Here is a 22509-nt window from a genome sequence, read left to right on the forward strand (position 1 = left end):
CGCCCTCACGAGGAGGACTCATGTCCCCGAGAATCCGTGCAACGGTCGCGGCCATCGCCGCCCTCGCTCTGCTCGCCGCCTGCGGCGACCGCCCCTCGGAGCGGGCCGCCGACAGCGACGACCCGATCGTCATCGGCATCTCGTTACCGCTGACCGGCGACTTCTCCCAGCCGGGTACCGAAGCCAAGCGCGGCTACGAGGTCTGGCAGAAGCAGATCAACGAACAGGGCGGTCTGCTCGACCGCGAGGTGCGGCTCAAGATCGTCGACGACGCGAGCAACCAGGACACGGTCGTCGCCGACTACACCAAGCTCATCACGCAGGACAAAGTGGACCTGCTGCTCGGCACGTTCTCCTCGCTGCTCAACTACCCGGCGTCCGCGGTCGCGGAGAAGAACGGGATGGTGTTCGTCGAACCGGCGGGTGGCGCGCCGAACATGTTCAGCCGTGGTTTCGAGTATCTGTTCTTCGCCCAGCCGGCCACCGCACCCCATCAGGCCGACGTGTTCGTCGACTGGATGAAGACGCTGCCCGCGGCGCAGCGGCCGAAGACCGCCGCGTACCCGTCGCAGGACGACCCGTTCGCGGCACCGGTGATCGAGTCGATGCAGAAGCAGCTCGAAGCGCTGGGGGTCCGGACTGTCTACAGCGAGATCTACCCCGCGGACACCACGAACCTCCAGCCGATCGCCAGCCAGCTGGCCGCGAAGAAGCCCGACCTGATCGCGCAGGGGGCGGTGTTCGAGGACGGCGTCGGGCTCGTCCGGGCGCTCAAGCAGCTCAACTACTCGCCGAAGATCCTGTTCCAGACCTCCGCGCCGAGCAACTCGTCGCAGTACAGCGACGGTGTCGGCGTCGCGAACACCGAGGGCGTCTTCTACACGGTGAGCTGGAACGAGAAGGCCACGACGCCGCTCAACAAAGAGTTCACCGCCGACTACAAGGCGGCCTACAACGCCTCACCGGCCGAGGACGCGGCCGACGCGTTCGCCGCCGCGCAGGTGCTCCAGAAAGCCGTCGAGGAGGTCGGCAAGATCGACCAGGACGCGATCAAGGACTGGCTGCACGCCAACGAGGTGCAGACGATCCTCGGGCCGCTGAGCTGGAAGGCCACCGGCGAACCGAACGGCAAGTTCCTGCTCGCCCAGTGGCAGTCCGGGCAGGTCGAGGTCGTCGCGCCCGCCGACGTCGCCACGACGACGACGATCGTCAACCCCAAGCCGGGCTGGCGATGAACCAGCTGATCCAAGCGTTGACGCTCGGGCTGCTCATCGGCGGCGTCTACGCGCTGATGGCGTCCGGCCTGACGCTGGTCTTCGGCGTGCTGAAGATCATCAACATCGCCCAGGGCGCGTTCCTGATCCTGGTCGCGATGCTCACCTGGTGGCTCTGGCGGGTGACCGGCATCGACCCGATCCTCGCGTCGGTGCTCACCACACCGCTGATGTTCGGCGTCGGCTGGGTGCTCTACCGGCTGGTCGTGTCCCGGATCTCCGGGCAGTCACCGTCGATGTCGGTGCTGCTGACGTTCGGCATCGCGCTGGTCGTCGAGGGCGTGCTCAACGTCGTCGCGGGCAACCGTTTCCGGAGCGCGACACCGTCCTACTTCGAGGAGTCGTTCCGGATCGGCGGGGTGTCGCTCCCGAAGTCCCAGGTGTACGGCTTCCTCGCGGCGGTCGCCGTGCTCGCGGCGCTCTACGTCGTGCTGACCCGCACCTGGGCGGGACGAGCCATCCGCGCCACCGCACAAAACCCCTCGGGTGCCGCGCTGGTCGGCGTCAGCGCGGTCTCGACCGCGGCGCTGGCGTTCGCGCTGGGCAGCGCGACCACCGGCGTCGGCGGGTCGATCCTCTCCGTGCTCTACCCGTTCTACCCGGCGTCCCACTACGACTGGATCTCCCGGCTGCTCGGCATCGTCGTCCTCGGTGGGCTGGGCAGTCTGCCGGGCGCGCTGGTGGGTGCGCTGATCCTCGGGATGGCCGAGACCCTGACCGCCACCTACGGGTCGCTGCGCTGGTCGACGCTGGTGTTCTACCTGGTCATCATGGTCGTGCTGCTGTTCCGCTCGCAGGGCCTGTTCGGGACCCGGTTGCGTGAGGATGCGGTATGAAGAGGTCCCACCTCATCGCTGGTGTCGTCCTCGCAGGACTGGTCCTCTACCCGGTCGTCAACCCGTGGCAGCCCTACCCGCAGGGCGTGCTGCTCACCGCGTTCCTGCTGGCGATCCAGGCGTCGAGCTGGAACATCATCTCCGGATACGCGGGTTACACGTCGCTGGGCCACAGCCTGTTCCTCGGGCTCGGTGCGTACACCGCCGCGATCCTCGCGCTGCACCTGGGCGTGAACCCGCTGTGGGTGGCGCCGCTCGGTGGGGTGGTCGCGGTGGTCGTCGCGCTGGCGATCGGGCTGGTCGTCCTGCGGACCCGCGGCCACGCGTTCGTCATCATCACGATCGCGATGCTGCTCGCTGCCCAGATCCTGGCCGCGAACGCCCGTGGACTGACCAAAGGCTCCGACGGCATCACGCTGGAGCTGCCGTTCTGGGACCGCGACTACCAGAACATCCCGTTCTACTACGTGTTTCTGCTGCTGCTCGTGCTGACCGTGCTGTTCAGCGCCTGGATCCGCCGCACGAAGTTCGGCACCGGCCTGGTCGCGATCCGGGAGGACGAGGGCAAAGCCGCCTCGATCGGCGTCAACACGACCCGCTTCAAGGTCGTGGCGTTCGTCGCGAGCTCGTTCTTCATCGGCGTCGCCGGTGGCGTCTACGCGTACTACCTCACGTTCCTCAACCCGGTCGGCGCGTTCGCGATCCTGGGCAGCGTCGTGATCGTGCTGGCCGCGCTGGTGGGTGGCCGCGGCACGCTCTACGGCCCGGTGGTCGGCGGCTTCCTGGTCGCGTTCCTCAGCGAGGCGGCGACCGTCTACGGCGGCAGCGCGTCGGCGCGCGTGCTGCTGTTCGGTGGTGCGCTGGTGCTCGTCGTCCTGTTCCTGCCCGCGGGCCTGCTGCCTACGGCGCAGGCCTGGTGGCGCAAACGCCACCCGTCGGTCGTCGAGTTCACCGACCAAACGGGTGCCCTCTCATTCAGATCGACGCCGTCCGGCGCACCACCGCCGGACAGTGATTCCGGGGTGCTGTTGGACATCCGGGGAGTGACCAAACGCTTCGGCGGGCTGGTGGCGGTCAACGGCGTCGACCTGACCGTCCGCCGGGGCTCGGTGACCGGCCTGATCGGCCCGAACGGCTCCGGCAAAACGACGCTGTTCAACCTGGTCACCGGCGGCATGGCGCCCGACCGGGGTTCGGTGTGGTTCGACGGCAGGCGCATCGACCGGTTGCCGCCGTGGCGGCGAGGCCACCTCGGGCTCGGCCGGACCTACCAGGTCACCCGGCTGTTCAAGGACATGACCGTGCGGGAGAACGTGGTGGCGCCGCTGCCCGACGGTCGCTGGCGGACGATGTTCGCCGACGCGATCAGCGGCTCCGAGGCCGCTCGCGCGCGGGAGCTGCTGGACTTGGTGGGGCTCGGGCGGTTCGCCGACGAGCGGGCCGGGTCGCTCTCCTACGGCCAGCAGAAACTCGTCGAGCTGGCGCAGGTACTGATGCTCGAGCCGTCGCTGATCCTGCTGGACGAACCGGCCGGCGGGGTGAACCCGACCATGCTGGGCCGGCTCGTCGAGGTGATCGGCGAGGTGAACCGGCGCGGCGTGACGTTCCTCGTCGTCGAGCACAACATCCCGCTGGTCACCGAGGTGTGCGATCACGCGGTCGTGCTCCACCGCGGCTCGGTGATCGCGTCCGGGCCGCCGGAGGTGCTCCGGCGCGATCCGGCCGTGCTCGACGCGTACCTGGGCGACGACGCGTCCCCGGCCGACGGGGCGTCCGGCGGGCAAGCCCGTGAGGAGGTGCGCTGACGTGTTGACGCTGTCCGGGGTGGTCGCGGGATACGGCGGGGGAGACGTCCTGCAGGGCGTCGACCTGCACTGCGCCGCGCAGACCGTGACGTGCATCGTCGGACCCAACGGTGCCGGGAAGTCGACGGTGCTGCGGGTGATCAGCGGGCTGCTGCGTCCCCGGCGTGGCGAGGTCACGATGGGCGGGCAGCGCACCGACCGGCTCGCGCCGGACGAGATCCTCCGCCGGGGCATCACCCAGGTACCGCAGTCGCACGCGCTGTTCCCCGGCCTCTCGGTGCGGGAGAACGTGCTGATGGGCGGATACCTCCTGCGACGCGACCGGCGGCTGCTCGCCGAGCGGTATGCGCAGGTCGTGGAACGGATTCCGCTGGTCGCCGAGCGGTCGGGGGAACACGCGGGCAACCTGTCCGGTGGACAGCGTCGGATGGTGGAGATCGCCCGCTGCCTGATGCTCGAACCGAAACTCGTGCTGCTCGACGAACCGTCGCTCGGACTCGACCCGCGCAGCCTCGCCGAGGTCTCGCGGGTGATCTCGGACCTGCACGAGGCAGGGGTGACCGTGCTGCTGGTCGAGCAGAACGTGCGGCTGGGGCTCGGGCTGGCGACGCACGGGGTCGTGATGGAGGGCGGGGTCGTCCGGCTGACCGGGTCAGCGGCGGAGGTCCGCGACCACCCGGAGATCGCCGAACTCTACCTCGGTGGGCGGCCCCTCCAGAACGACGCTGACAGGCGAGCGCGAGGCCTTGAGTATGGGTAATACGAGGCGGCCTCGCGCTCGTCTGTCAGCGTCGCCCTGGACGGGCTCCCGGTCCGGAGACGCGGCTACCGCCGCGCAGCCGGATGATCGGGTGGTGTCGGCGATTGCGCACTGGGGGCCGCGGTTCGTTGCCAACGGGGTGACCGCTCCGGACTTCGCGCGGATCACCGACGGGCTGACGCGGTGGGACGACTGGTGTGCGGCGTGGTCCGCGGTGGCCGCCGAACACGAGGCGCTCGGGCGGTCGGCGCTGAGTGCCCGGTCGGCGGGGGAGCACTTCGCCCGCGCGGCGGTCTACTACCACTTCGCGAAGTTCGTGTTCACCGACGACCCGGCACAGGCCCGGGAAGCGCATCGCCACGCCGTCGAGTGTCTGAACACCGCACTCCCGCTGCTGACCCCACCGGGCCGCCGGATCTCGATCCCGTTCGAGGGGACCGCGCTAGCCGGGGTTCTTCGGGTCCCGGCGCCCGGCGCACCGTGTGTGATCCTGCTGTCCGGACTGGACTCCGCGAAGGAGGAGCTCCGCGCCACCGAGGACACGCTGCTCGTCCGGGGCCTGGCCACGTTCACGGTCGACGGTCCGGGCCAGGGTGAGGCCGAGTACGCGCTGCCCATCCGTGGCGACTGGTCCGCGCCAGGGCTCGCGATCGCCGACGCGCTGGCGCACGTCCCGGACGTGAACACCGCACTCCTGGGCGTCTGGGGCGTGAGCCTCGGCGGGTACTACGCACCCCGCGTCGCCGCCGCGCTCGGCGACCGCGTCCGGGCCTGCGTCGCGCTCGCCGGGCCCTACGACTTCGGCGAGTGCTGGGACGGGCTGCCGCCGCTGACCAGGGAGACGTTCCGCGTCCGCTCGTGGACGTCGTCCGACGCCGAGGCCCGGGCCGTCGCCGACACGTTGACGCTCGCGGGTCAGACCTCGCGGATCACCGCGCCGCTGCTCGTGGTCTTCGGGCGCCAGGACCGGCTGATCCCCTGGCAGCACGCTCAGCGCCTGGTGGACGAGGTGCCCGGTGCCGAGCTGCTGATGCTCGAGGACGGCAACCACGGCTGCGCGAACCGCACGCCCTGGCACCGCCCGTACACCGCGGACTGGCTGGCCGCACGACTGAATGCTTTACGACCGACCGCTGCGGACGGCGTTCACTGGAGGCAGACGCATGAGTGAGAGCGTGGGTTGGATCGGGGCCGGCCGGATGGGTGCGGCGATGGCCTCTCGGCTCGGACGGTCCGGGGTCGACGTCCACATTTGGAACCGGACCCGTTCCAAGGCGGAAGCTCTCACGGGCGCCGGATGCACGGTGGCGGACACGATCGCGGCGCTGCGCGACCGCGACGTCGTGTTCACGATGGTCTCCACACCGGCCGACCTCCAGGAGGTACTGGCCGAGCTGCTGGCGGGTGACTCCGTGCCGGGCGCGGTCGTCGACTGCTCGACGGTCTCCACCGACTCGTCGGCGGCGGCGCGGGCGGCCTGCGCGGACCGGGGTGTGGACTTCCTCGCGGCGCCGGTGAGCGGCAACGGTCGCGTCGCCGACGCCGGCGGGCTGAGCCTGGTGGTCTCCGGACCGGCCGGGGTCTTCTCCCGGTGGGAGCCGCTGCTCGGGTTATTGGGGAAGTCCGTGACGTACGTCGGGGAGGGTGACTCGGCGCGGCTGGTGAAGATCTGCCACAACCTGATGCTCGGTGTCGTGACGCAGTGCCTGGCCGAGATCACCGTGCTCGCCGAGAAGGGCGGGGTGTCCCGCGCCGCGTTCCTGGAATTCTTGAACAGCAGCGTGATGGGCTCGGTGTTCACCCGGTACAAGTCGCCGGCGTTCGTGCACCTCGACTACGCGCCGACGTTCACGCCGGTGCTGCTGCGCAAGGACTTTGACCTGGGGCTCGCGGCGGCGCACTCGCTCGACGTCCCGATGCCGGTCGCCGCGCTCACCGCGCAATTGGTCCAGGCAGCGGTCAGCAGCGGACGGGTCACCGAGGACTTCGCGATCCTGCTCGACCTGCAGGCCGCGGCGGCGGGGCTGGCGCTGACGCCGGAAGACGTGCCCGTGGACGACGGGTTGGGGTCCCCGGGTCTCGGGCCGCGGAGCGGGGCGGCCGTGGGCGACGCGGCGGGTGCGTCGTGAGGCCGCTCGCGGCGCCGGGGCACATGGCGGTCGACTATGAGCAGCGCCTCGACGTCGACCGGCTCCGGCGGTACCGGTTGGAGCGGGCTCGTGCGGCGCTGGACTCCAGCGAGTGCGGGGCGTTCCTGCTGTTCGACTTCTACAACATCCGGTACACCACGCAGACCTGGATCGGTGGTGCGCTCGGCGACAAAATGACCCGGTACGCGCTGCTCACCCGTAACTCCGGCCCGACGCTCTGGGATTTCGGCTCGGCCGCGCGTCATCATCGTCTGTACGCGCCGTGGTTGGCGGAGGCGGACTGCCGCGCGGGCATGCTCGGGTTGCGCGGCGCGATAGCGCCGAGCGCGGGCCTGATGGCCGCGGCGGTGCGAGAGATCCGCGGCCTGCTCGAGGACGCGGGGGTGGCGGACGCTCCGGTCGGCGTCGACATCGTCGAACCGCCGTTCCTGTTCGAGATGCAGCGCCAGGGGCTGCGGGTGCTCGACGCGCAGCAGCTGATGCTCGACGCGCGCCAGCTCAAGTCGCCGGACGAGATCCTGCTGCTCACCCAGGCGGCGGCGATGGTCGACGGGGTGTACCAGGATGTGCTGGAGGCGTTGAAGCCGGGCGTCCGGGAGAACGAGATCGTGGCGCTGGTCAACCAGCGCCTGTATGCACTGGGGTCCGATCAGGTCGAAGCGGTGAACGCCGTCTCGGGGGAGCGCTGCAACCCGCATCCGCACAACTTCTCCGACCGGCTGATCCGCCCCGGTGACCAGGCGTTCTTCGACATCATCCACTCGTTCAACGGGTACCGGACCTGCTATTACCGGACGTTCAGCGTCGGCAGCGCCACCCGGAGCCAGCGGGACGCCTACCGGCGGGCCCGCGAGTGGATGGACGCGGCGATCCACGCGGTGAAGCCCGGCGTCGGCACCGACGAGATCGCCGCGCTGTGGCCGGCGGCGACCGAGTTCGGCTTCGAGGACGAGATGGCGGCGTTCGGCCTCCAGTTCGGGCACGGGCTCGGGCTGGGGCTGCACGAGCGGCCGATCATCTCGCGGCTGAACAGCATGACCGAGCCGGTGGAGCTGCAGGCGGGCATGGTGTTCGCGCTGGAGACGTACTGCCCGGCGTCGGACGGGTTCTCGGCGGCCCGGATCGAGGAAGAGGTCGTGGTGACGCCGGAGGGAGCCCGGGTGCTGACGCTCTTCCCCGCAGAGGACCTGGTCGTCGCGAACCCGTACTAGGGCCGCGACGGACACGGTAAGTGGGCGCGTTCAGGCGACCTATGGCCCGCCCGACTGCGCCCACTTACGCGGAGGCGACGCTCTAGCCGTTGACCTCGTCGCGCCAGGTGAGCCACTCGCGCAGCTCGCGGTAGTCGTAGTCGGGCCCGTTGGCCTCGATCGTGAACAGCGTGACACCCAAGTCCAGCAGCGTCTGACCGGTCTCCGCGGGCTTGCCGCTCACCCCGGCGGAAATCTCGATCTCGGCCGGGTCGCGCCCGACGTCGGCGCAGTGCCTGCGCAGGACGCCGATCTTGTGCTCGACCTTCTCGGGGTCGCCGAACGTGTGCCAGATGTCGGCGTGCTTGGCGACCAGCCGCAGCGTCTTCTTCTCGCCACCGCCGCCGATCAGCACCGGGATGTCCCTGGTCGGCTCCGGGTTCAGCTTTCCCAGCCGCGATTCGATGCGCGGAAGGGCCTCGGCGAGGTCGTCGAGGCGGCCGCCGGCGGTGCCGAACTCGTAGCCGTACTCCTGATAGTCCTTCTCGAACCAGCCGGAGCCGATGCCGAGGATGAGCCGGCCGTCGCTGATGTGGTCGACGGTGCGCGCCATGTCGGCCAGGAGTTCGGGGTTGCGGTAGCTGTTGCAGGTGACCAGGGCGCCGATCTCGACCCGGGAGGTCTGCTCGGCCCAGGCGGCGAGCATCGTCCAGCACTCGAAGTGCTTGCCGTCGGGGTCCCCGTAGAGCGGGTAGAAGTGATCCCAGTTGAACAGGATATCGACGCCGATGTCCTCGGCTTCGGCAGCCGCACGGCGGATGGACTGGTAGTCGGCGTGCTGGGGCTGGAGTTGCAGCCCGACGCGTACTGGCCTGGAGCTCATGCCGAAAGCCTAGTTGCGCTGCAGCTCCCGGCCTCGAAAGGCGCGTGCTGACCGTGGTCCGGGCGCGCCGACAGCGGCATACTCACCAAGCATGCGCGTGGGGATCGCCCATCACTTCGGGTGGGCCGTCGCGGTCACGGCGTCGGCCGACCACCGGGTCGTCGACCGGAGGCGGCTCGTGCTGGTCGAGCCCGGGACGCCTGCGGCGCCCATCCACAGCGACGGTAAGGGCCTGGACGACGCCGCGGCGGCGGAGCTGGTGGCCCGGGTGCGGGCGTCGGCGGGCCGGGCCACGGCGGCGTCGCTGGACGAGTTGGCGGCTGCCGTGCCCGACCCGATCGTGTCGATGTCGCTCCGCGCCTGGCCGCTCGATTTTCCGGACGACATCGCGATCCAGCGACGGGTGCCGTACGAGGCCCGCGCCGACTCCGTCATGTACCGGCAGATCCTCGCCGAGGCCGCCCGTGCCCGGAACTGGGACGTTCACCTCTTCGAGGCCAAGGACGTGGAGAGTCGCGCAGCCGGAATCCTCGGAGAGCGCGCCACCGACGTCCTGCACGGTCCGCGGACGACGCTCGGGCCGCCCTGGACGAAGGATCACCGTACGGCGCTGGCGGCCACGATCGTGGCCGCGGAAGCAAGGAGGAACTTCAGGCTTGAGCGAACCCCCGACGACGCCCGCACCGAACGCCGGTAGCGTCGCTGCACATGACGTACCCACCCGATCCGCAGCAGCCCTACGGCGCCGGGCCGCAGCAGCCCTACGGGGCACCGCCGCCCAACCTGCCGCCGCCCCCCTCCTCGTACGGTGATCAGCCCTCGTACGGGCAGCCCCAGTACGGACAGCCCGCGCCGGGCGATCCCCAGTACGGGCAGCCCCAGTTCAACCAGCCTCCCTACGGCCAGCCCGCATACGGGCAGCCCCCGTACGGGCAGCCTCCGCACGGCCAGCCCCCGTACGGCCAGCCGCCGAAGAAGTCCTCCGGCGGCAAGATCGCGCTGTTCGTGATCGGCGGCGTCGTCGCGTTATGCCTGGTCTTCGGCATCATCGGTGCGGTCGCGTACAACATGCGCGACACCGACTCCGGGTCGAGCAGCGACAGCCCCAGCTATTCCGCGCCTCTCGGCGGAAGCGACGCGCCCACCCCCGGCAGCACCCAGCAGGGGTCGGACGGCGCGCTGAACAAGCCGGTCCGCGACGGTGACGCTGAGTTCGTCGTGAAGTCCGTGAAGTGCGGTGTGACCTCCGTGGGCCAGTACACCCAGTACAAGCCGAAGGGCCAGTTCTGCCTGGTGGACGCCACGGTGAAGAACCTCGGCAGCTCACCGCTCGGTCTGACGGTGGCGTCGGCGAACGAGGCGTTCACGAAGTCCGGCGAGAAGTACGACCTGGACATCACCGGGTCGGTCGCCGCGAACGAGGACACCTCGAAGTTCCTGTCCGACGTCGCGCCGGGCTCCAGCACCGAGGTGACCTGGGCGTGGGACATCCCGGCGGGACAGACGATCACGAAGCTGACGCTCTACGAGTCGTTCGGGAGCGACGGCGTCTCCGTCACGGTGTCCTGATTTTGTTCCAGAGCGCGCATCGGTGGTCGGCGGCGTAGGCGGCGTCGTCGATCAGCCCGCTCTGCCCGTCGGCCCGGAGCGCGAGCAGACGGCGCTTCGGCCCGTACGGTAGCCACGGGTCACCGCCGCGGATGAACGCGCCCCAGCGCCGGGTCATCTCGGCGGCCAGCCGACGTTCGGCGGCGTCGAAGGTCGGGGCGATCGGCGTGCCGTTGTCGAAACTCGGCCACAGGTAGGCCAGTTCGGCGGCGTGCCCGGCGCCCCACACGTACCCGGGGATCGGCCAGAGCCCCGGCCCGGTCCGGTGCGCGAACTCGTACCCGTACACCCGTGTCCAGCGAGCGAAGTCGGTCCACGACCCGCGCGTCCCGCAGCCGCCGATCCTCGTGAGCAGCCCGGAGTCGGTGAAGATCGCGCCGACCAGGTAGGCCGGGGTGAACGGGTCGGCGTCGGCGGGCCAGGGGTAGTGGGCCAGCACCGCGTCGGCGCCGGTCGCGAACCGGCCCCGGACCCACGCGACGTACTGCGCCTGCGACCAGCCGATCATCTCCAGCGCGAACGTGCGGCCCTCGTCGCGGTTCGCCCCGAGCACCAGCGGGACCCGGGCAAAACGTCCGGCCCGCACCGCGTCGGCCGGCGCGACCGGCAGCGTGGGTGTCCCGGCGACGAGCCGCGGCTCGAACTCGGCGCCGGCGTCCAGCAGCGCTGCGGTGGAGCGTCCCCGCAGGCAGGACGCCGTGTCGCAACCGAGGTTCCGGGCGAACGCGGTGGCCGCGCTCATGGCGTCCGACTGAGAAATGCTGGTGCACGAGCCGGACTGGATCATCGCGCGGGCGAACAGCCCGCGTGACGCGGGCGCCGTCAGGTGCCCGCAGACCGACCAGCCACCGGCCGACGAACCGCCGACCGTCACCGACGCCGGCGAGCCGCCGAAGGCGGCGATGTTGCGGTGGACCCAGCGCAGCGCGGCCTGCTGGTCCTGGAAGCCGTGGTTGCCGCTGTCGGCGCCCAGCGACGGGTGCCGGAGGAACCCGAGGACGCCCAGGCGGTAGTTGAACGTGACGCCGATGACGCCGGTGCGGCGGACGAACGTCGCCATGTCCATCTGGGCGGAAGTGCCGTTGGCCAGCCCGCCGCCGTGGATGAACACGTAGACCGGCAGCCGGTCGCCGGGCTTGGTGCCGGCCGGCCGCTGGACGTTGACGAACAGGCAGTCCTCGGACTCCGTCCGGGGGCCGTTGGTGCTCGCCAGTGCCGCGCAGCGGTCGCCGAACGTGTCGGCGTCGCGGACGCCCGCCCAGCGCGGCGCGGGCCTCGGTGGTCGCCAGCGGAGCGGTCCGACCGGCGCGGCGGCGTACGGGATGCCGAGGAAGCTGTCGACGCCGTGCTCCCGGACGCCCTCCACGGGGCCGCTCTCGGTCCGGGCGGTGGGCCCGGACGGCGTGCCGCTGAGCGTGGTAACCGCGAGCACGGCGGCCAGCAGGGTGGCGACCCACCTCATCGGACGGTGAGCCATGGGGATCCCCCGTGGTTCGAAAACTCTTCGTAACAATGTGGACTCTGAGGGTAGGGCCGGTGGTATACGCCGTCAATGCTCTGATCTGATCGAGAAAAGGAGGGAATGTGGCTACTCCGGAGGAGCTCTACCAGCGCTACGTCTACGCGGGTGCGATGACGCGGGACGCCGAAGCGGTCGCCGCGCTGTTCACCGACGACGGCGTCTACGAGGCGCCGCTCGTCCCACCCGGCCATCCGTTCCCGCGACGCCTGGCCGGCCGGGACGAGATCCGCCGTGGCCTGAGCGAGTACTACCGTCGTCCGCAGCCGACCACCGGGCCCGTCGACGTCGAGCGCACCCGGTACGTGCTGCACCGGCCGGAGCCCGGCGTGCTCATCGCGGAGGTCGACACCGTGCTGGTGGACCACGATCCGATCTCGCTCGTGCAGATCTTCCGCGTCCGCGACGGGCTGGTGGCGTCGCTGCGGGACTACTTCGATCCGGCCGTCGTGTGAGTGTCAGCGCCCGGCGGTCACCGACTCCATGTACCGCCGGAGGCGCCCGCCCTCGACGCCCGCCACCCAGAGATCACGCACGCGCGCGTCGTGCAGCGGCCGGTATCGGTCGATCCGCTCCTGGACCGGCAGCCGCAGCTGCTGCTTCGTCAACCCGAACGTGTCGGGCGGAATCGACGCCAGCCGTCGCGCGGTGGCGAGCGCGGTGTCCCGCAGCGTGTCGGCGGGCACGAGCCGGTCGACGAACCCGGCGGCGAACGCGCCCGGCGGATCGACGGTGTTCCCGGTGACGATCGCCGCGCGGGCCGACTGCTCGCCGATCGCGAACCGGACGATCTCCAGCGCGACGGGCGGGAACGGCACACCGGCGACGAGTTCGGTCACCCCGATGCGTGCTCCGGACTCCACGGCCAACCGCTGGTCCGCCGCGCAGGCGAGGACGGCGCCGCCGGCGATCGCGTGGCCGTTGAGCGCCGCCACCACGGGTTTGTCCAGCGTGAAGACGGACAGGAACGCGTCGCTGAGCGCCGGCAGGAAAGCGTCCACATAGGCAGCGCCACCGTCGACGACCCGCCACAGGTCGACGCCGGCCGAGAAGCACGAACCGGTGCCGGTCAGGACCACCGCCCGGGACGCGGAGCGGGTCAGGCGATCGAAGACCGCGGTGATCTCCCGCAGCAACTCGACGTCGAGCGCGTTGACCTTCCCGTGGGCCAGGCGTACGACGGTGACGCCGTCGACGTCCTCCTGCTCGATCATCGGTGCCTCCTCAGCGGCTCACGGTGGTCTCCCGTACCACCCGTGACAGCTTCTCGGGATTGCGCACGTAGTAGAACCCGGTGATCAGGCCGTCGTCGATCCGCAGCGCGACGACGCCGTCGATCTCGCCGCCGATCCGGACGAGCAGCGCCGGGCCACCGTTGACCTGGACGGGTTCGGCAGTAGGGGCGGTGTCGAGCTTCGCGAAGCCGCCGGTGAACAGGCGGACCACCTTGTCCGCCCCCACGACCGGCCGCAGCACGGTCTGCTTCACCCCGCCACCGTCGCCGATCACGACGACGTCCGGCGCGAGCAGGTCGAGCAGGCTCTGCACGTCGCCGGTCTCCAGGGTGTGCCGGAGCGCGTCGAGCGCGTCCCGGGTCTGCTGCGGAGACGCGGGTACGCGCGGTCGGCGCGCGGCGACGTGGGCTCGTGCCCGGTGGGCGATCTGCCGGACCGCGGCCGGACTCTTGTCGACGGATTCCGCGATCTCGCCGTATCCGAAGTCGAACACCTCGCGGAGGACGAAGACCGCCCGCTCGGTCGGCGTGAGCGTCTCCATGACCAGCAGCATCGCCATCGAGACGCTCTCGGCGAGCTCGACGTCCTCGGCCAGGTCGGGAGAGGTGAGCAATGGTTCGGGCAGCCAGGCTCCGACGTAGGTCTCCTTGCGCCTGCCCAGCGTGCGGATCCGGTTGAGCGCCTGACGCGACGTGATCCGGACCAGGTAGGCGCGGTGGTCCCGCACCGTGTCCAGGTCGACCGTCGTCCACCGCAGCCAGGTCTCCTGCAGGACGTCCTCCGCGTCGGCGGCCGAGCCGAGCATCTCGTAGGCAACCGTGAAGAGCAGGTTGCGGTGGGTGACGAACGCCTCGGTCGCGGCGTCCGGTTGACCGTGGTCCATGCCCAGCTCCCGCCTGTCGCTCTCGACCGTGCCACAGCACGAGACACCGGCGCGGCGCCGGGTGTGACAGCGCCGTGGTCGCGCCTGGCTGGACCGGCGCGGGGGCCGGTGAGCGGCCGGGCGGTCAGCCGTTGGCGGTCGTGCGATCGCAGGTGACGACGGCGCCGCGCAGCTCGTAGCTCATCAGCGCGTCCGACCAGCTCATCCGGGGCGTCTGCACGAGCCGGAGCCCCGGGACCCGGAACAACCGGTCCAGGAACACCCGGGTCTCGTTGAGCGCGACCTGCGCACCGGGGCACCGGTGGCTGCCGTCGCCGAAGCTCAGGTACGCGCTGGTGTGGTTGACCGCCCCCGCGCGGTCGGCGTCGAGCGTGAACGGGCACGCGCCGACCGCGGCAGCGTCCACGTTGGCGTCCCGGATGCTCAGCGCGAGCAGTTCGCCCTCGTGCGCCGACCCGGACGGCAGCGCGGCGTCGGCCGTCGCACGCCGGTGCAGCATGGCGGCGACCGGCTCCAGCCGGAGGATCTCGATCAGGATCGCGAGCTGGCCCTGCTCGTCGGCGGCGAGGAAGCGGGCGCGCAGCTCGTCCTTCTCGAACAGGTGCCAGGCGGCCATCACGATGAACTCGCGGGTCGTGACCATGCCGGCGACGGCGTAGGTCATGCATTCGATCAGGATCGCCTTGTTCGGGTAGTTCTCGTCGATCAGGTGCGAGATGACGTCCTCGCGGCGCTGCGCACGCCGGGTGCGGATGGCGGGGAGCACGTCACGCCGGTAGAAACGCAGGCCGTTCACCGCGGTCACGAGCTGGACGAGCGCGCGGATCGGTAAGGCCCGGTGGTGGTAGCGGGTGGCGAAGAGCGTCCCTTGGATGCGCCGCGCCATCGCTTTTTGGTTGCTGTCGGTCAGGCCGACGATGTCCGCGGCGACGGTGACCGCCAGCTCGAAACTGATCGTGTCGAGCCGTCCTCCGCCGGCCGCCCGCAGGCCGGTGAGCAGCTCGTCGGTGGTCCGCTCCATCACCGCCCGGTACCGCGTCGCGATCGCCTTCGGTGTGAAGAACCGCGCGATCGCGGTGCGCTTCTGCCGGTGTGCCTCCCCGTCCAGGAAGAACACCGACGCGAACTCCGGGTCGACGGCCGGGGCGTCCTTCGCGCCGGCACCGGCCTGCCGCATGCCGGTGCTGCGCAGGACCTCCCGGGCGGGCGTGAAGCCGGAGATCACGCGCGCCCCCGGCGCCGGCCGTACCCGCTCCGCCGCGAGCGCAGCGGACTTCCGATCGTCCCCGGACACGTCCATGGCGGCCCCCTCAGGACGGGGCGCCCGATGTTTGCGAGCGCCCACTCTCTTGTGGTGTCAAAAGTATGCCATCGCAGTCGACGCTTTCCGGCAAATGCTGTGACCTGTGTTCTTGCTGTGCATTCGTCGCGCTAGGGTGACCGGGCTCAAATCCACCGAGGTACGGGGAGTCCGGTGAGACACCGCCTGATCGTGGCCGTTCCGCTTGTCTTATCCCTCGCGTTGGCCGGGTGTTCGTCCAGTGACGAGCCGAAAGGCCCCACCCTCTCGCCGAGCCGGAGCAGCGGCGGGCCGTCGGTGGCACCCTCGCCCACCGCGGCGATGGAGAAGGTGCCGACCGGCGTGACCGTTCCGCTCGTCCGCAAGGGTCAGCTGACCGTCTGCCAGTGGGGTGGCGGGGTCCCCTACCTGGCAACGGCGGCGGCGACCGGCGGTACGAAGGCCGAAGGTTTCGACGTCGAGTTGTTGACGCTCGTGGGGCAGCGGCTCGGCGTGCAGCCGGTGATCGTCGAGGTCGACCGGACCGACATCCTCGCCGCGCAGGCGCTCGGCCGGAAGTTCTGCGACCTGACCGCGGGCCAGTTCTTCGCGCTGCCCGAGGGCGACCCCGAGGAACTCCCGGTCGACTACACCGAGCCGTACTTCCGCCGGGCGATCACGATCCTGACGGCGGACAAGAGCCTCACCACGCTGGAGTCGCTCCGGGGCAAGCGGGTGGCCGTCGAATCGAGCAGCCTCCTGCCGGACGAGGTCCAGGCCGCGGGCGTGCAGACCACCGAGTTGGACGAGGCGGCCATCGGCGCGGCGATCAACGCCGGACAGTTCGACGCGGCGCTCATCGACAGCGGGCTGGCCGCGCACCTGCAGCACGAGGACAAGACCGGCTCGCTGATCGTCGCCGGGCAGTTCGGCGACCCGGGCGACGTCGTGTTCGCGGTCGCGGAGGGCAACACGGTCCTGCGGGAACAGGTGAACGCGGCGCTCGTCGACGCCGGACGCAACGGGCACTTCCGGTACGCCTACAGCCAGTGGTTCGCCGGAGAACCGGCGTTGGTTCCCGGCTCCTAGCGCGCCTCGGCGGCGTCGCAGGCTTCGGTCAGTGGCCCATGCCTGCGCCGCCGTCGACCGGCAACACGGCGCCGGTGATGTACGCCGCAGCCGGCGACGCGAGGAAACACACCGCGGCGGCCACCTCCTCCGGGGTGGCCATCCGGCCCATCGGCACCCCACCGATCAGGGCGGCGCGTTGCCGCTCGTCCAGCGTGTGTGTCATTCCGGTGCTGACCGGGCCGGGCGCGACGACGTTCGCCGTGATGCCGAGCGGTGCCAGCTCCCGCGCGATCGACCGGCTCAACCCGACCAGACCAGCCTTTGACGCCGCGTAGTTCGCCTGACCGACCGACCCCGACAACCCCGCAGCCGACGACACGAACACGATCCGTCCGCGCCGGGCCCGGATCATCCGCCGGCTGGCTCGGCGCGCCACCCGATACGCACCGGCCAGGTTGACGTCCACCACCTCGGTGAACGCCTCGTCGGTCAGGCGGGCCAGCAACGCGTCGCGGATGATGCCGGCGTTCGCGACCAGGATCTCCACCGGGCCCAACGCATCCTCGACCTCGGCGAACGCGGCGTCCACCGACGCCGGGTCGGTGACGTCGCAGCGGACGCCGCGCAGGCCGTCGTCCGCCTTACCGCTGCGGGAGGCGACCGCGACGCGGTCGCCGCGGTCGCGCAGCGCAGCCGCGCAGGCGGCCCCGATTCCCGAGCCGCCGCCGGTCACCAAAGCGACGGTTCCCTCTGTCCGCTCGTCCATGCCGGTGACGGTAGGCGCCGCGGCACGTCGTTCCGGCCTATCGCCGACGTCGTTTTTCGTCGTTGTCGCGCCGTTCGGGGCTCTGGTTTCGTTCCCGGCATGACGCTGGACGCGGGCCGGGGCACCGAGTACCAGACGCGTTCCGGAGTGGTGCGCGTCGCGACCGACGGGCACGATGCCGGGCCGGAGACACTCGTGCTCGAGGTGCTGGGGCGCCGCGCGGGGATGCCCGGCGCCGGGGAGCCGAGCTCGGGCTATCTGGTGCACGTCGGTGCGGCCACGCTGCTCTTCGACTGCGGGCCGGGCACCGCCGGTGCGCTGCGCGGCGCGCTGGGCGGTCGCGCTCCGGACGCGGTGTTCGTCACGCACCTCCACATGGACCACTGCTACGACCTGGTCCCGATCGCCAAATCGCTGCTGGCGCCGCTGGTGACCTATCCCCGGAACGGCCAGGCCGGTGGGCTGACCCGCCCCGTCCGCGCCACCCCCTGCTATCTGCCGCCGGGGGCGCCCGAAGTGTTCCGCACGCTCCAGAGCCTGTTCCCGGTGCACACGTCGCCGCCGCTGGACCGCGCATTCGACCTGGTCTTCGACGCCGTCGAGGTCGAGCCCGGGACGCGGTATCAGGTCGCGGGCTGCGAAGTCACCGCGGTGGCGATGCGCCACGCCGTTCCCGCCTGCGGGTTCCGGCTGACCTCCGGCGCGGGCAGCTTCGCCTATACCGGGGACACCGGGTGGACCGATGCGCTCCTGGACCTCGCCGCCGGCGTCGACGTGCTGCTCTGCGAAGCGACGCTGCGCGAGCCGGACACCGGCCCGCACGGACACCTGTCGGCAACCGAGGCCGGGCGGCTCGCCGCGCTCGCCGGCGTCGGCGTGCTCGTTCTCACCCATGTCCAGGACACCGACGACGCCGCGACGGCGCAGCTGCGGAGCGACGCGTCGTCGTGCTTCGACGGACCGATCGCCCTAGCCGAACCACGGACCACGTTCACGTTCTACGGCACAGACAGGACAGCACAGCCATGACCCTCTTGGATGGCAGACGTCGCCGGCACCGGCTCGGCGCAGCGCTGACCGTGCTCACGCTCCTCTGCGTCGCCGCCTGCGACGCCGCGGAGTCCGACGAGGCCACCGACGCACCGGTGACGATCCGGTTCGCGTCCTACAACTACGGGACACCCGACCTCGGCGGGCAGGGCGTCCAAGAATTGATCGACCTGTTCGAGAAGGAACACCCGAACATCACGATCAAACCGGAGGGCGGGACCTCGAAGGAGCTCTACACCCGGGTCCAGGCCCAGGCCGCGGCTGGCGACCCACCCGACATCGCCCAGATCGGCTGGAGCAAGCTGGCGTCGGCGGCCGACAACCTGCCGATCGTGCCGATCGACGATCTCGCGTCAGCCGACGAGGTCAAGACCGTGACGTCGCAGCTGCTGCCCGGCGCGATCGAGGCAGGCAACGTCGACGACAAGCTGGTCGCGATGCCGTTCGCGATGTCGACACCGACGCTCTTCGTGAACGCGAAGCTGTTCCGGGCCGCCGGGCTGGACCCGGCCAAGCCGCCGCAGACCTGGGAGGAAGTGAAGGCCGCGGCGCTGACGATCCGGAGCAAGACCCAGCAGCAGGGCGTGTACCTCTCGGCCGCGAACGCCGCGAAGTCCGACTTCCTCACCCAGTCGCTGATCAACAGCAACGGTGGCGCGCTGCTGTCGGAGTCCGGGGATGTCCAGCTGGACAGCCCGCAGGCGGTCGGTGCGCTGAGCATGCTCGGCGACCTCACCGCGTCCGGCGCGCAGCCCGCGATCGCCGACGACGACGCTATCTCCCTGTTCAAGGCCGGCAAACTCGGCATGTACGTGACGAGCACTGCGCTGATGGCGAGCTTCACCAAGGCCGCCGACGGGTCGTTCGAGCTGCGCACCGCGGGACTGCCCCGGTTCGGGGACCAGCCGGCCCGGCCCACGTACTCCGGTGCGGGTCTGGTCGTGCTGTCCAAGGACAAGGCCGAGCAGGCCGCCGCGTGGGAGTTCCTCACGTTCCTGACCAGCCGGATTGCGTTCGGGATCATCACCGAGAAGATCGGGTACCTGCCGCTGCGCACCGACTCCGCCGCGGACCCGGCGCTGGCCAAGCGACTGGCTCAGCAGCCGTCGATCCAGCCGGCGATGACCCAGCTGGCCGACGTGACGCCGTACCAGTCGATGCCCGGCCGCCGCAGTGACCAGGCGCGGCAGATCCTGCAGGACAGCGCGGTCGCGCCGATCATGCTCGACCGGGCCGATCCACCCAGCACTCTGGCGAAGGTCGACCAGCGGATCACCGAGCTGCTGGCCTCGTGACGCTGGAGAAGACCGAGCCTCGGCTCGCGCCGCCGGTCGGGGGTTCCGACCGGCGGCGCGAGCGGCGCCCGCACCGGCAGACCCACTGGCTCTACCTGACGCCGGGCCTCGCGCTGCTCGCGGCCTGGGTCTACCTGCCGGTCGTCCTCACGCTGGCACTGAGCGTTCTGGACTGGCACCTGATCCGCGGCGAGGGAACGTTCGTGGGTACCGACAACTTCCGGCGGCTGTTCGCGGATCCCGAGTTCCGCTCGGCGAGCCTCCGCACCGTCGCGTACGCCGTCGCGCTGTTGCCGTTCGCCACGGTCGCGCCGTTCGCGATGGCGGTGCTGCTCTGGAAGCACGACGGTCCGGCCGCCCGGGTCTACCGGGCGCTGCTGTTCCTGCCGGTCGTCCTGGCGCCGGTCGCCACCGCGGTGTCCTGGCGGTTCCTGCTCGACCCGCTGCAGGGACTGGCCAACGCCGCGCTCGATGTCGTCGCGATACCGCCGGTCAACTGGCTCGGCGAGGGCGGGTCGGCGTTCGGGGTGATCGTCGTGCTCACCGGGACGAAGATCTTCGCACTCAACACGTTGCTCTACCTCGCCGGTCTGGCCGGGATCGACCGGCGTCTGCTGGAGGCCGCCCGGGTGGACGGCGCGACCGAGTGGGACGTGACCCGCCGGCTCGTCGTGCCGCTGCTCGGGCGCACGACCGCCCTGGTCACGTTCCTCTGCCTGGTGCTCGCCGGGCAGTGGGCCTTCGTGAACGTCGCGGTGCTCACCCAGGGCGGGCCGAGCGGTGCGACCGACAACGTGTACTACCACCTCTACGACTACGCGTTCGACTACTTCGACACCGGGCTGGCCGCCGCGGCCGCGGTGCTCCTCGTCGTGGTGTTCGTCCCGATCAGCCTGGCGTACCAGCGCGCCGGGCGACGAACTCCGGGGGGCGCCGGATGACGCCGGGACGCGGAGGGTCGATCGGCACCCACCTCCTCGCGGTTGTGGTGGTGGCGTTCCTCGCGTTCCCGGTGTTCTGGGCACTGGTCGCGTCGTTCAAGCCGCCGAACGAGCTCTACACGCTGGCGCCGGTGGCCGACCACCCGACGCTGGAGAACTATCGGATCGCGCTGACCGACCTGCCGCTGGCCCGGCTGCTGCTGAACACGGCCGTGATGGCGTTGGCCGTGACGGCGATCCAGGTCGCGGTCAGCGTGCTGGCCGCCTACGGGTTCACCGTGTTCCGGTTCCGCGGCCGTTCGGTGCTCTACCTCGCGGTGATCGCGACGATCCTGGTACCGCAGCAGGCGCTGATCATTCCGAACTACCTGCTGGCGGCCCGGCTGGGGTGGCTGAACAGCTACCTGGGCCTCGTCGTGCCGCTCAGCGCCGTGTGCGGCTTCGGGATCCTGTTGCTGCGCCAGCACGTCGAAGCGGTGCCGCCGAGCCTGCTGGAGGCGGCCCGTCTCGACGGCGCGTACCACCGGGAGATCCTTCTGAGCGTCGTGCTGCCGTCGGTGCGCCCCGCGATCAGCGCGTTGTCGGTGCTGGTGTTCATCAGCACCTGGAACGAGTACCTCTGGCCGCTGCTGATCGCGCCGTCGGCGGAGCAGAGCACGGTGCAAGTCGGGCTGGCACTGTTCCAGACCCAGGAGGGATCGGCGTACGGGCCGATGATGGCCGCGGCCACGCTGGCCACGCTGCCGGTCCTGCTCGTCTACCTGTTCAACCAGCGCCGGGTCACCGACGCGTTCCTCCAGGCGGGAATCCGATGACCGCGAACGCCACCCACCGACCCACCTCCGCGGCCCTGGGCGGGCCGGCGGCGTCCTCCGCCGGGCTCGCGCTGCGCTCGGCGACCAAACGCTACGGCGCCGAGACGGTCTTCACCGACCTCGACCTCACCGTGGACAACGGGTCGTTCACGGTTCTGGTCGGCCCGTCCGGGTGCGGCAAGTCCACGTGCCTGCGCGCGCTGGCCGGGCTGGAGGCGCTGGACGCCGGCCAGGTGCTGATCGACGGCGTGGACGTCACCCGGCTGCCGGCCCGCGCACGGGGCCTGTCGATGGTCTTCCAGGACTTCGCGCTCTACCCGCACATGACCGTCGAGCAGAACGTGACGTTCGCGCTGCGGCTGCAGGCCAGGCACAGCCGCCGCGGCGCCGGGCCGGACCGCGCGGAGATCCGGCGCCGGTGCGCCGAGGCGCTGACGCTGCTGGAGCTGGACGGCCTCGAACAGCGGCGCCCCGCGGAGCTGTCCGGTGGCCAGCGGCAGCGGACCGCGCTGGCCCGCGCGATCGTCCGGCGCCCGCGGGCATTCCTGATGGACGAGCCGCTGTCGAACCTGGACGCCCAGCTGCGTGGCCAGACCCGCACGCAGCTCGCCCGCCTGCACCGCCGGCTCGGGACGACGTTCCTCTACGTCACGCACGACCAGGTCGAGGCGATGTCGATGGCCACCCGGCTGGTCGTGCTGAACCGGGGCGAGATCGTGCAGGCGGGCGCACCGGAGGACGTGTACGAACGGCCGGTCGACACGTTCGTCGCCAGGTTCATCGGGAGCCCGCCGATGAACCTGGCGACTGCGTCGGTGACCGGGCGCGGTGACGTGAGCGGTGACGGTCTGAGCGGGCGGATCGAGGCCGCCGGTGCCGCGGGCCAGGTCACGATCGGCTGGCGCCCCGCGGTGGCGACGTCGGACAGCACTCCGGGTGTGGACGTCACCGGCCGGGTCGACGTCGTGGAGAACGTCGGCGAGGACCGGCTGGTGACCGCACTGACCCCCGGGGGCACCGCGTTCGCGGCGCTGCTGAAGCCGGGCACGCACCCGGGGGTCGGCGCCGAGATCACGGTGCGCGTCCCGGCGTCCGGCCTGCACGTCTTCGACCACCGGACCGGCCGGCGGCTACCCGCGCCGGGGTGAG

Annotated in this window: 22 protein-coding genes; 16 read left to right on the top strand and 6 right to left on the bottom strand. The window is 71.0% G+C overall.

The genetic code is table 11. The features are described from left to right. The first annotated feature begins 20 nt into the window (after window positions 1-20). From BUB75_RS39110 to BUB75_RS39140, 7 genes are all read left to right on the top strand, one after another. Window positions 21-1235: an amino acid ABC transporter substrate-binding protein gene (locus BUB75_RS39110; protein ID WP_084742252.1), complete on the top strand. Its 1215-nt coding sequence runs from the start codon at window positions 21-23 to the stop codon at window positions 1233-1235. After that, the gene (locus tag BUB75_RS39115) at window positions 1232-2110 is read left to right on the top strand and encodes a branched-chain amino acid ABC transporter permease (RefSeq protein WP_073264988.1); all 879 of its coding nucleotides are present in this window, start codon (window positions 1232-1234) and stop codon (window positions 2108-2110) included. Before BUB75_RS39110 ends, BUB75_RS39115 begins: the two co-directional genes overlap by 4 nt. After that, window positions 2107-3915, top strand: a complete 1809-nt coding sequence (locus BUB75_RS39120; protein ID WP_073264990.1) for a branched-chain amino acid ABC transporter ATP-binding protein/permease — start codon at window positions 2107-2109, stop codon at window positions 3913-3915. The genes BUB75_RS39115 and BUB75_RS39120 overlap by 4 nt, the downstream gene beginning before the upstream one ends. Before the next feature lies 1 nt (window position 3916). Then, window positions 3917-4675 (top strand): ABC transporter ATP-binding protein, encoded by a 759-nt coding sequence (locus tag BUB75_RS39125; protein ID WP_073264992.1) that lies wholly within the window; start codon window positions 3917-3919, stop codon window positions 4673-4675. Window positions 4676-4769: 94 nt separating this feature from the next. Beyond that, window positions 4770-5846, top strand: a complete 1077-nt coding sequence (locus BUB75_RS39130; RefSeq protein ID WP_218618044.1) for an alpha/beta hydrolase family protein — start codon at window positions 4770-4772, stop codon at window positions 5844-5846. Further along, window positions 5839-6804 carry an NAD(P)-dependent oxidoreductase gene (locus BUB75_RS39135; protein WP_073264994.1) on the top strand — a complete coding sequence of 322 codons (966 nt, stop codon included), beginning with the start codon at window positions 5839-5841 and terminating at the stop codon, window positions 6802-6804. Before BUB75_RS39130 ends, BUB75_RS39135 begins: the two co-directional genes overlap by 8 nt. A 23-nt stretch (window positions 6805-6827) precedes the next feature. Then, on the top strand, window positions 6828-8036 hold the full coding sequence (locus BUB75_RS39140; protein WP_073264996.1) for a M24 family metallopeptidase: 1209 nt from the start codon (window positions 6828-6830) through the stop codon (window positions 8034-8036). Window positions 8037-8118: 82 nt separating this feature from the next. Here BUB75_RS39140 and BUB75_RS39145 read toward each other — a convergent pair whose 3' ends face one another. Further along, complete coding sequence (locus BUB75_RS39145; protein WP_073264998.1) at window positions 8119-8898, bottom strand: LLM class F420-dependent oxidoreductase; 780 nt, start codon at window positions 8896-8898, stop codon at window positions 8119-8121. A gap of 91 nt (window positions 8899-8989) precedes the next feature. Here BUB75_RS39145 and BUB75_RS39150 point away from each other — a divergent pair, with 91 nt between their 5' ends. Both BUB75_RS39150 and BUB75_RS39155 read left to right on the top strand, forming a co-directional pair. Next, window positions 8990-9595: a hypothetical protein gene (locus tag BUB75_RS39150; protein WP_218618046.1), complete on the top strand. Its 606-nt coding sequence runs from the start codon at window positions 8990-8992 to the stop codon at window positions 9593-9595. Window positions 9596-9606: 11 nt separating this feature from the next. Further along, a complete protein-coding gene (locus BUB75_RS39155; protein WP_073265000.1) occupies window positions 9607-10467 on the top strand; it encodes a DUF4352 domain-containing protein in 861 nt (286 codons plus the stop codon). Here the strand turns inward: BUB75_RS39155 and BUB75_RS39160 are convergent. After that, entirely contained in the window at window positions 10454-11968 is a 1515-nt protein-coding gene (locus BUB75_RS39160) for a carboxylesterase/lipase family protein (protein ID WP_218618047.1), read from the bottom strand. The genes BUB75_RS39155 and BUB75_RS39160 overlap by 14 nt on opposite strands. A 122-nt stretch (window positions 11969-12090) precedes the next feature. Between BUB75_RS39160 and BUB75_RS39165 the strand changes: the two genes are divergently transcribed. Then, window positions 12091-12480, top strand: coding sequence for a nuclear transport factor 2 family protein (locus tag BUB75_RS39165; RefSeq protein WP_084742258.1), 390 nt, complete (start codon window positions 12091-12093; stop codon window positions 12478-12480). A 3-nt stretch (window positions 12481-12483) separates the two neighbouring features. On the opposite strand, the gene BUB75_RS39170 is transcribed toward BUB75_RS39165, so the two are convergent. The 3 genes from BUB75_RS39170 to BUB75_RS39180 form a co-directional block, all read right to left on the bottom strand. Then, window positions 12484-13239, bottom strand: a complete 756-nt coding sequence (locus BUB75_RS39170; RefSeq protein ID WP_073265004.1) for an enoyl-CoA hydratase/isomerase family protein — start codon at window positions 13237-13239, stop codon at window positions 12484-12486. Window positions 13240-13249: 10 nt separating this feature from the next. Beyond that, entirely contained in the window at window positions 13250-14143 is an 894-nt protein-coding gene (locus BUB75_RS39175; protein WP_073265006.1) for an RNA polymerase sigma-70 factor, read from the bottom strand. A gap of 124 nt (window positions 14144-14267) precedes the next feature. Further along, on the bottom strand, window positions 14268-15443 hold the full coding sequence (locus tag BUB75_RS39180; protein WP_073265008.1) for a cytochrome P450: 1176 nt from the start codon (window positions 15441-15443) through the stop codon (window positions 14268-14270). Window positions 15444-15740: 297 nt separating this feature from the next. Here BUB75_RS39180 and BUB75_RS39185 point away from each other — a divergent pair, with 297 nt between their 5' ends. Next, window positions 15741-16511 carry a substrate-binding periplasmic protein gene (locus BUB75_RS39185; RefSeq protein WP_143175702.1) on the top strand — a complete coding sequence of 257 codons (771 nt, stop codon included), beginning with the start codon at window positions 15741-15743 and terminating at the stop codon, window positions 16509-16511. Window positions 16512-16539: 28 nt separating this feature from the next. On the opposite strand, the gene fabG is transcribed toward BUB75_RS39185, so the two are convergent. After that, on the bottom strand, window positions 16540-17259 hold the full coding sequence (fabG, locus tag BUB75_RS39190; RefSeq protein WP_073265013.1) for a 3-oxoacyl-ACP reductase FabG: 720 nt from the start codon (window positions 17257-17259) through the stop codon (window positions 16540-16542). Window positions 17260-17358: 99 nt separating this feature from the next. On the opposite strand from fabG, the gene BUB75_RS39195 reads away from it, so the two are divergent. From BUB75_RS39195 to BUB75_RS39215, 5 genes are read left to right on the top strand one after another with little or no spacing between them, the layout of a single operon-like run. After that, a complete protein-coding gene (locus BUB75_RS39195; protein WP_084742260.1) occupies window positions 17359-18288 on the top strand; it encodes an MBL fold metallo-hydrolase in 930 nt (309 codons plus the stop codon). Further along, window positions 18285-19604: an ABC transporter substrate-binding protein gene (locus BUB75_RS39200; RefSeq protein ID WP_073265015.1), complete on the top strand. Its 1320-nt coding sequence runs from the start codon at window positions 18285-18287 to the stop codon at window positions 19602-19604. The genes BUB75_RS39195 and BUB75_RS39200 overlap by 4 nt, the downstream gene beginning before the upstream one ends. Continuing rightward, entirely contained in the window at window positions 19601-20545 is a 945-nt protein-coding gene (locus BUB75_RS39205) for a carbohydrate ABC transporter permease (RefSeq protein ID WP_073265017.1), read from the top strand. Before BUB75_RS39200 ends, BUB75_RS39205 begins: the two co-directional genes overlap by 4 nt. Further along, window positions 20542-21360 (top strand): carbohydrate ABC transporter permease, encoded by an 819-nt coding sequence (locus BUB75_RS39210; RefSeq protein WP_073265019.1) that lies wholly within the window; start codon window positions 20542-20544, stop codon window positions 21358-21360. The genes BUB75_RS39205 and BUB75_RS39210 overlap by 4 nt, the downstream gene beginning before the upstream one ends. After that, window positions 21357-22508, top strand: a complete 1152-nt coding sequence (locus tag BUB75_RS39215; RefSeq protein WP_073265021.1) for an ABC transporter ATP-binding protein — start codon at window positions 21357-21359, stop codon at window positions 22506-22508. Before BUB75_RS39210 ends, BUB75_RS39215 begins: the two co-directional genes overlap by 4 nt. Window position 22509: the final 1 nt, after the last annotated feature.

This window comes from Cryptosporangium aurantiacum (assembly GCF_900143005.1).
Classification (GTDB): domain Bacteria; phylum Actinomycetota; class Actinomycetes; order Mycobacteriales; family Cryptosporangiaceae; genus Cryptosporangium; species Cryptosporangium aurantiacum.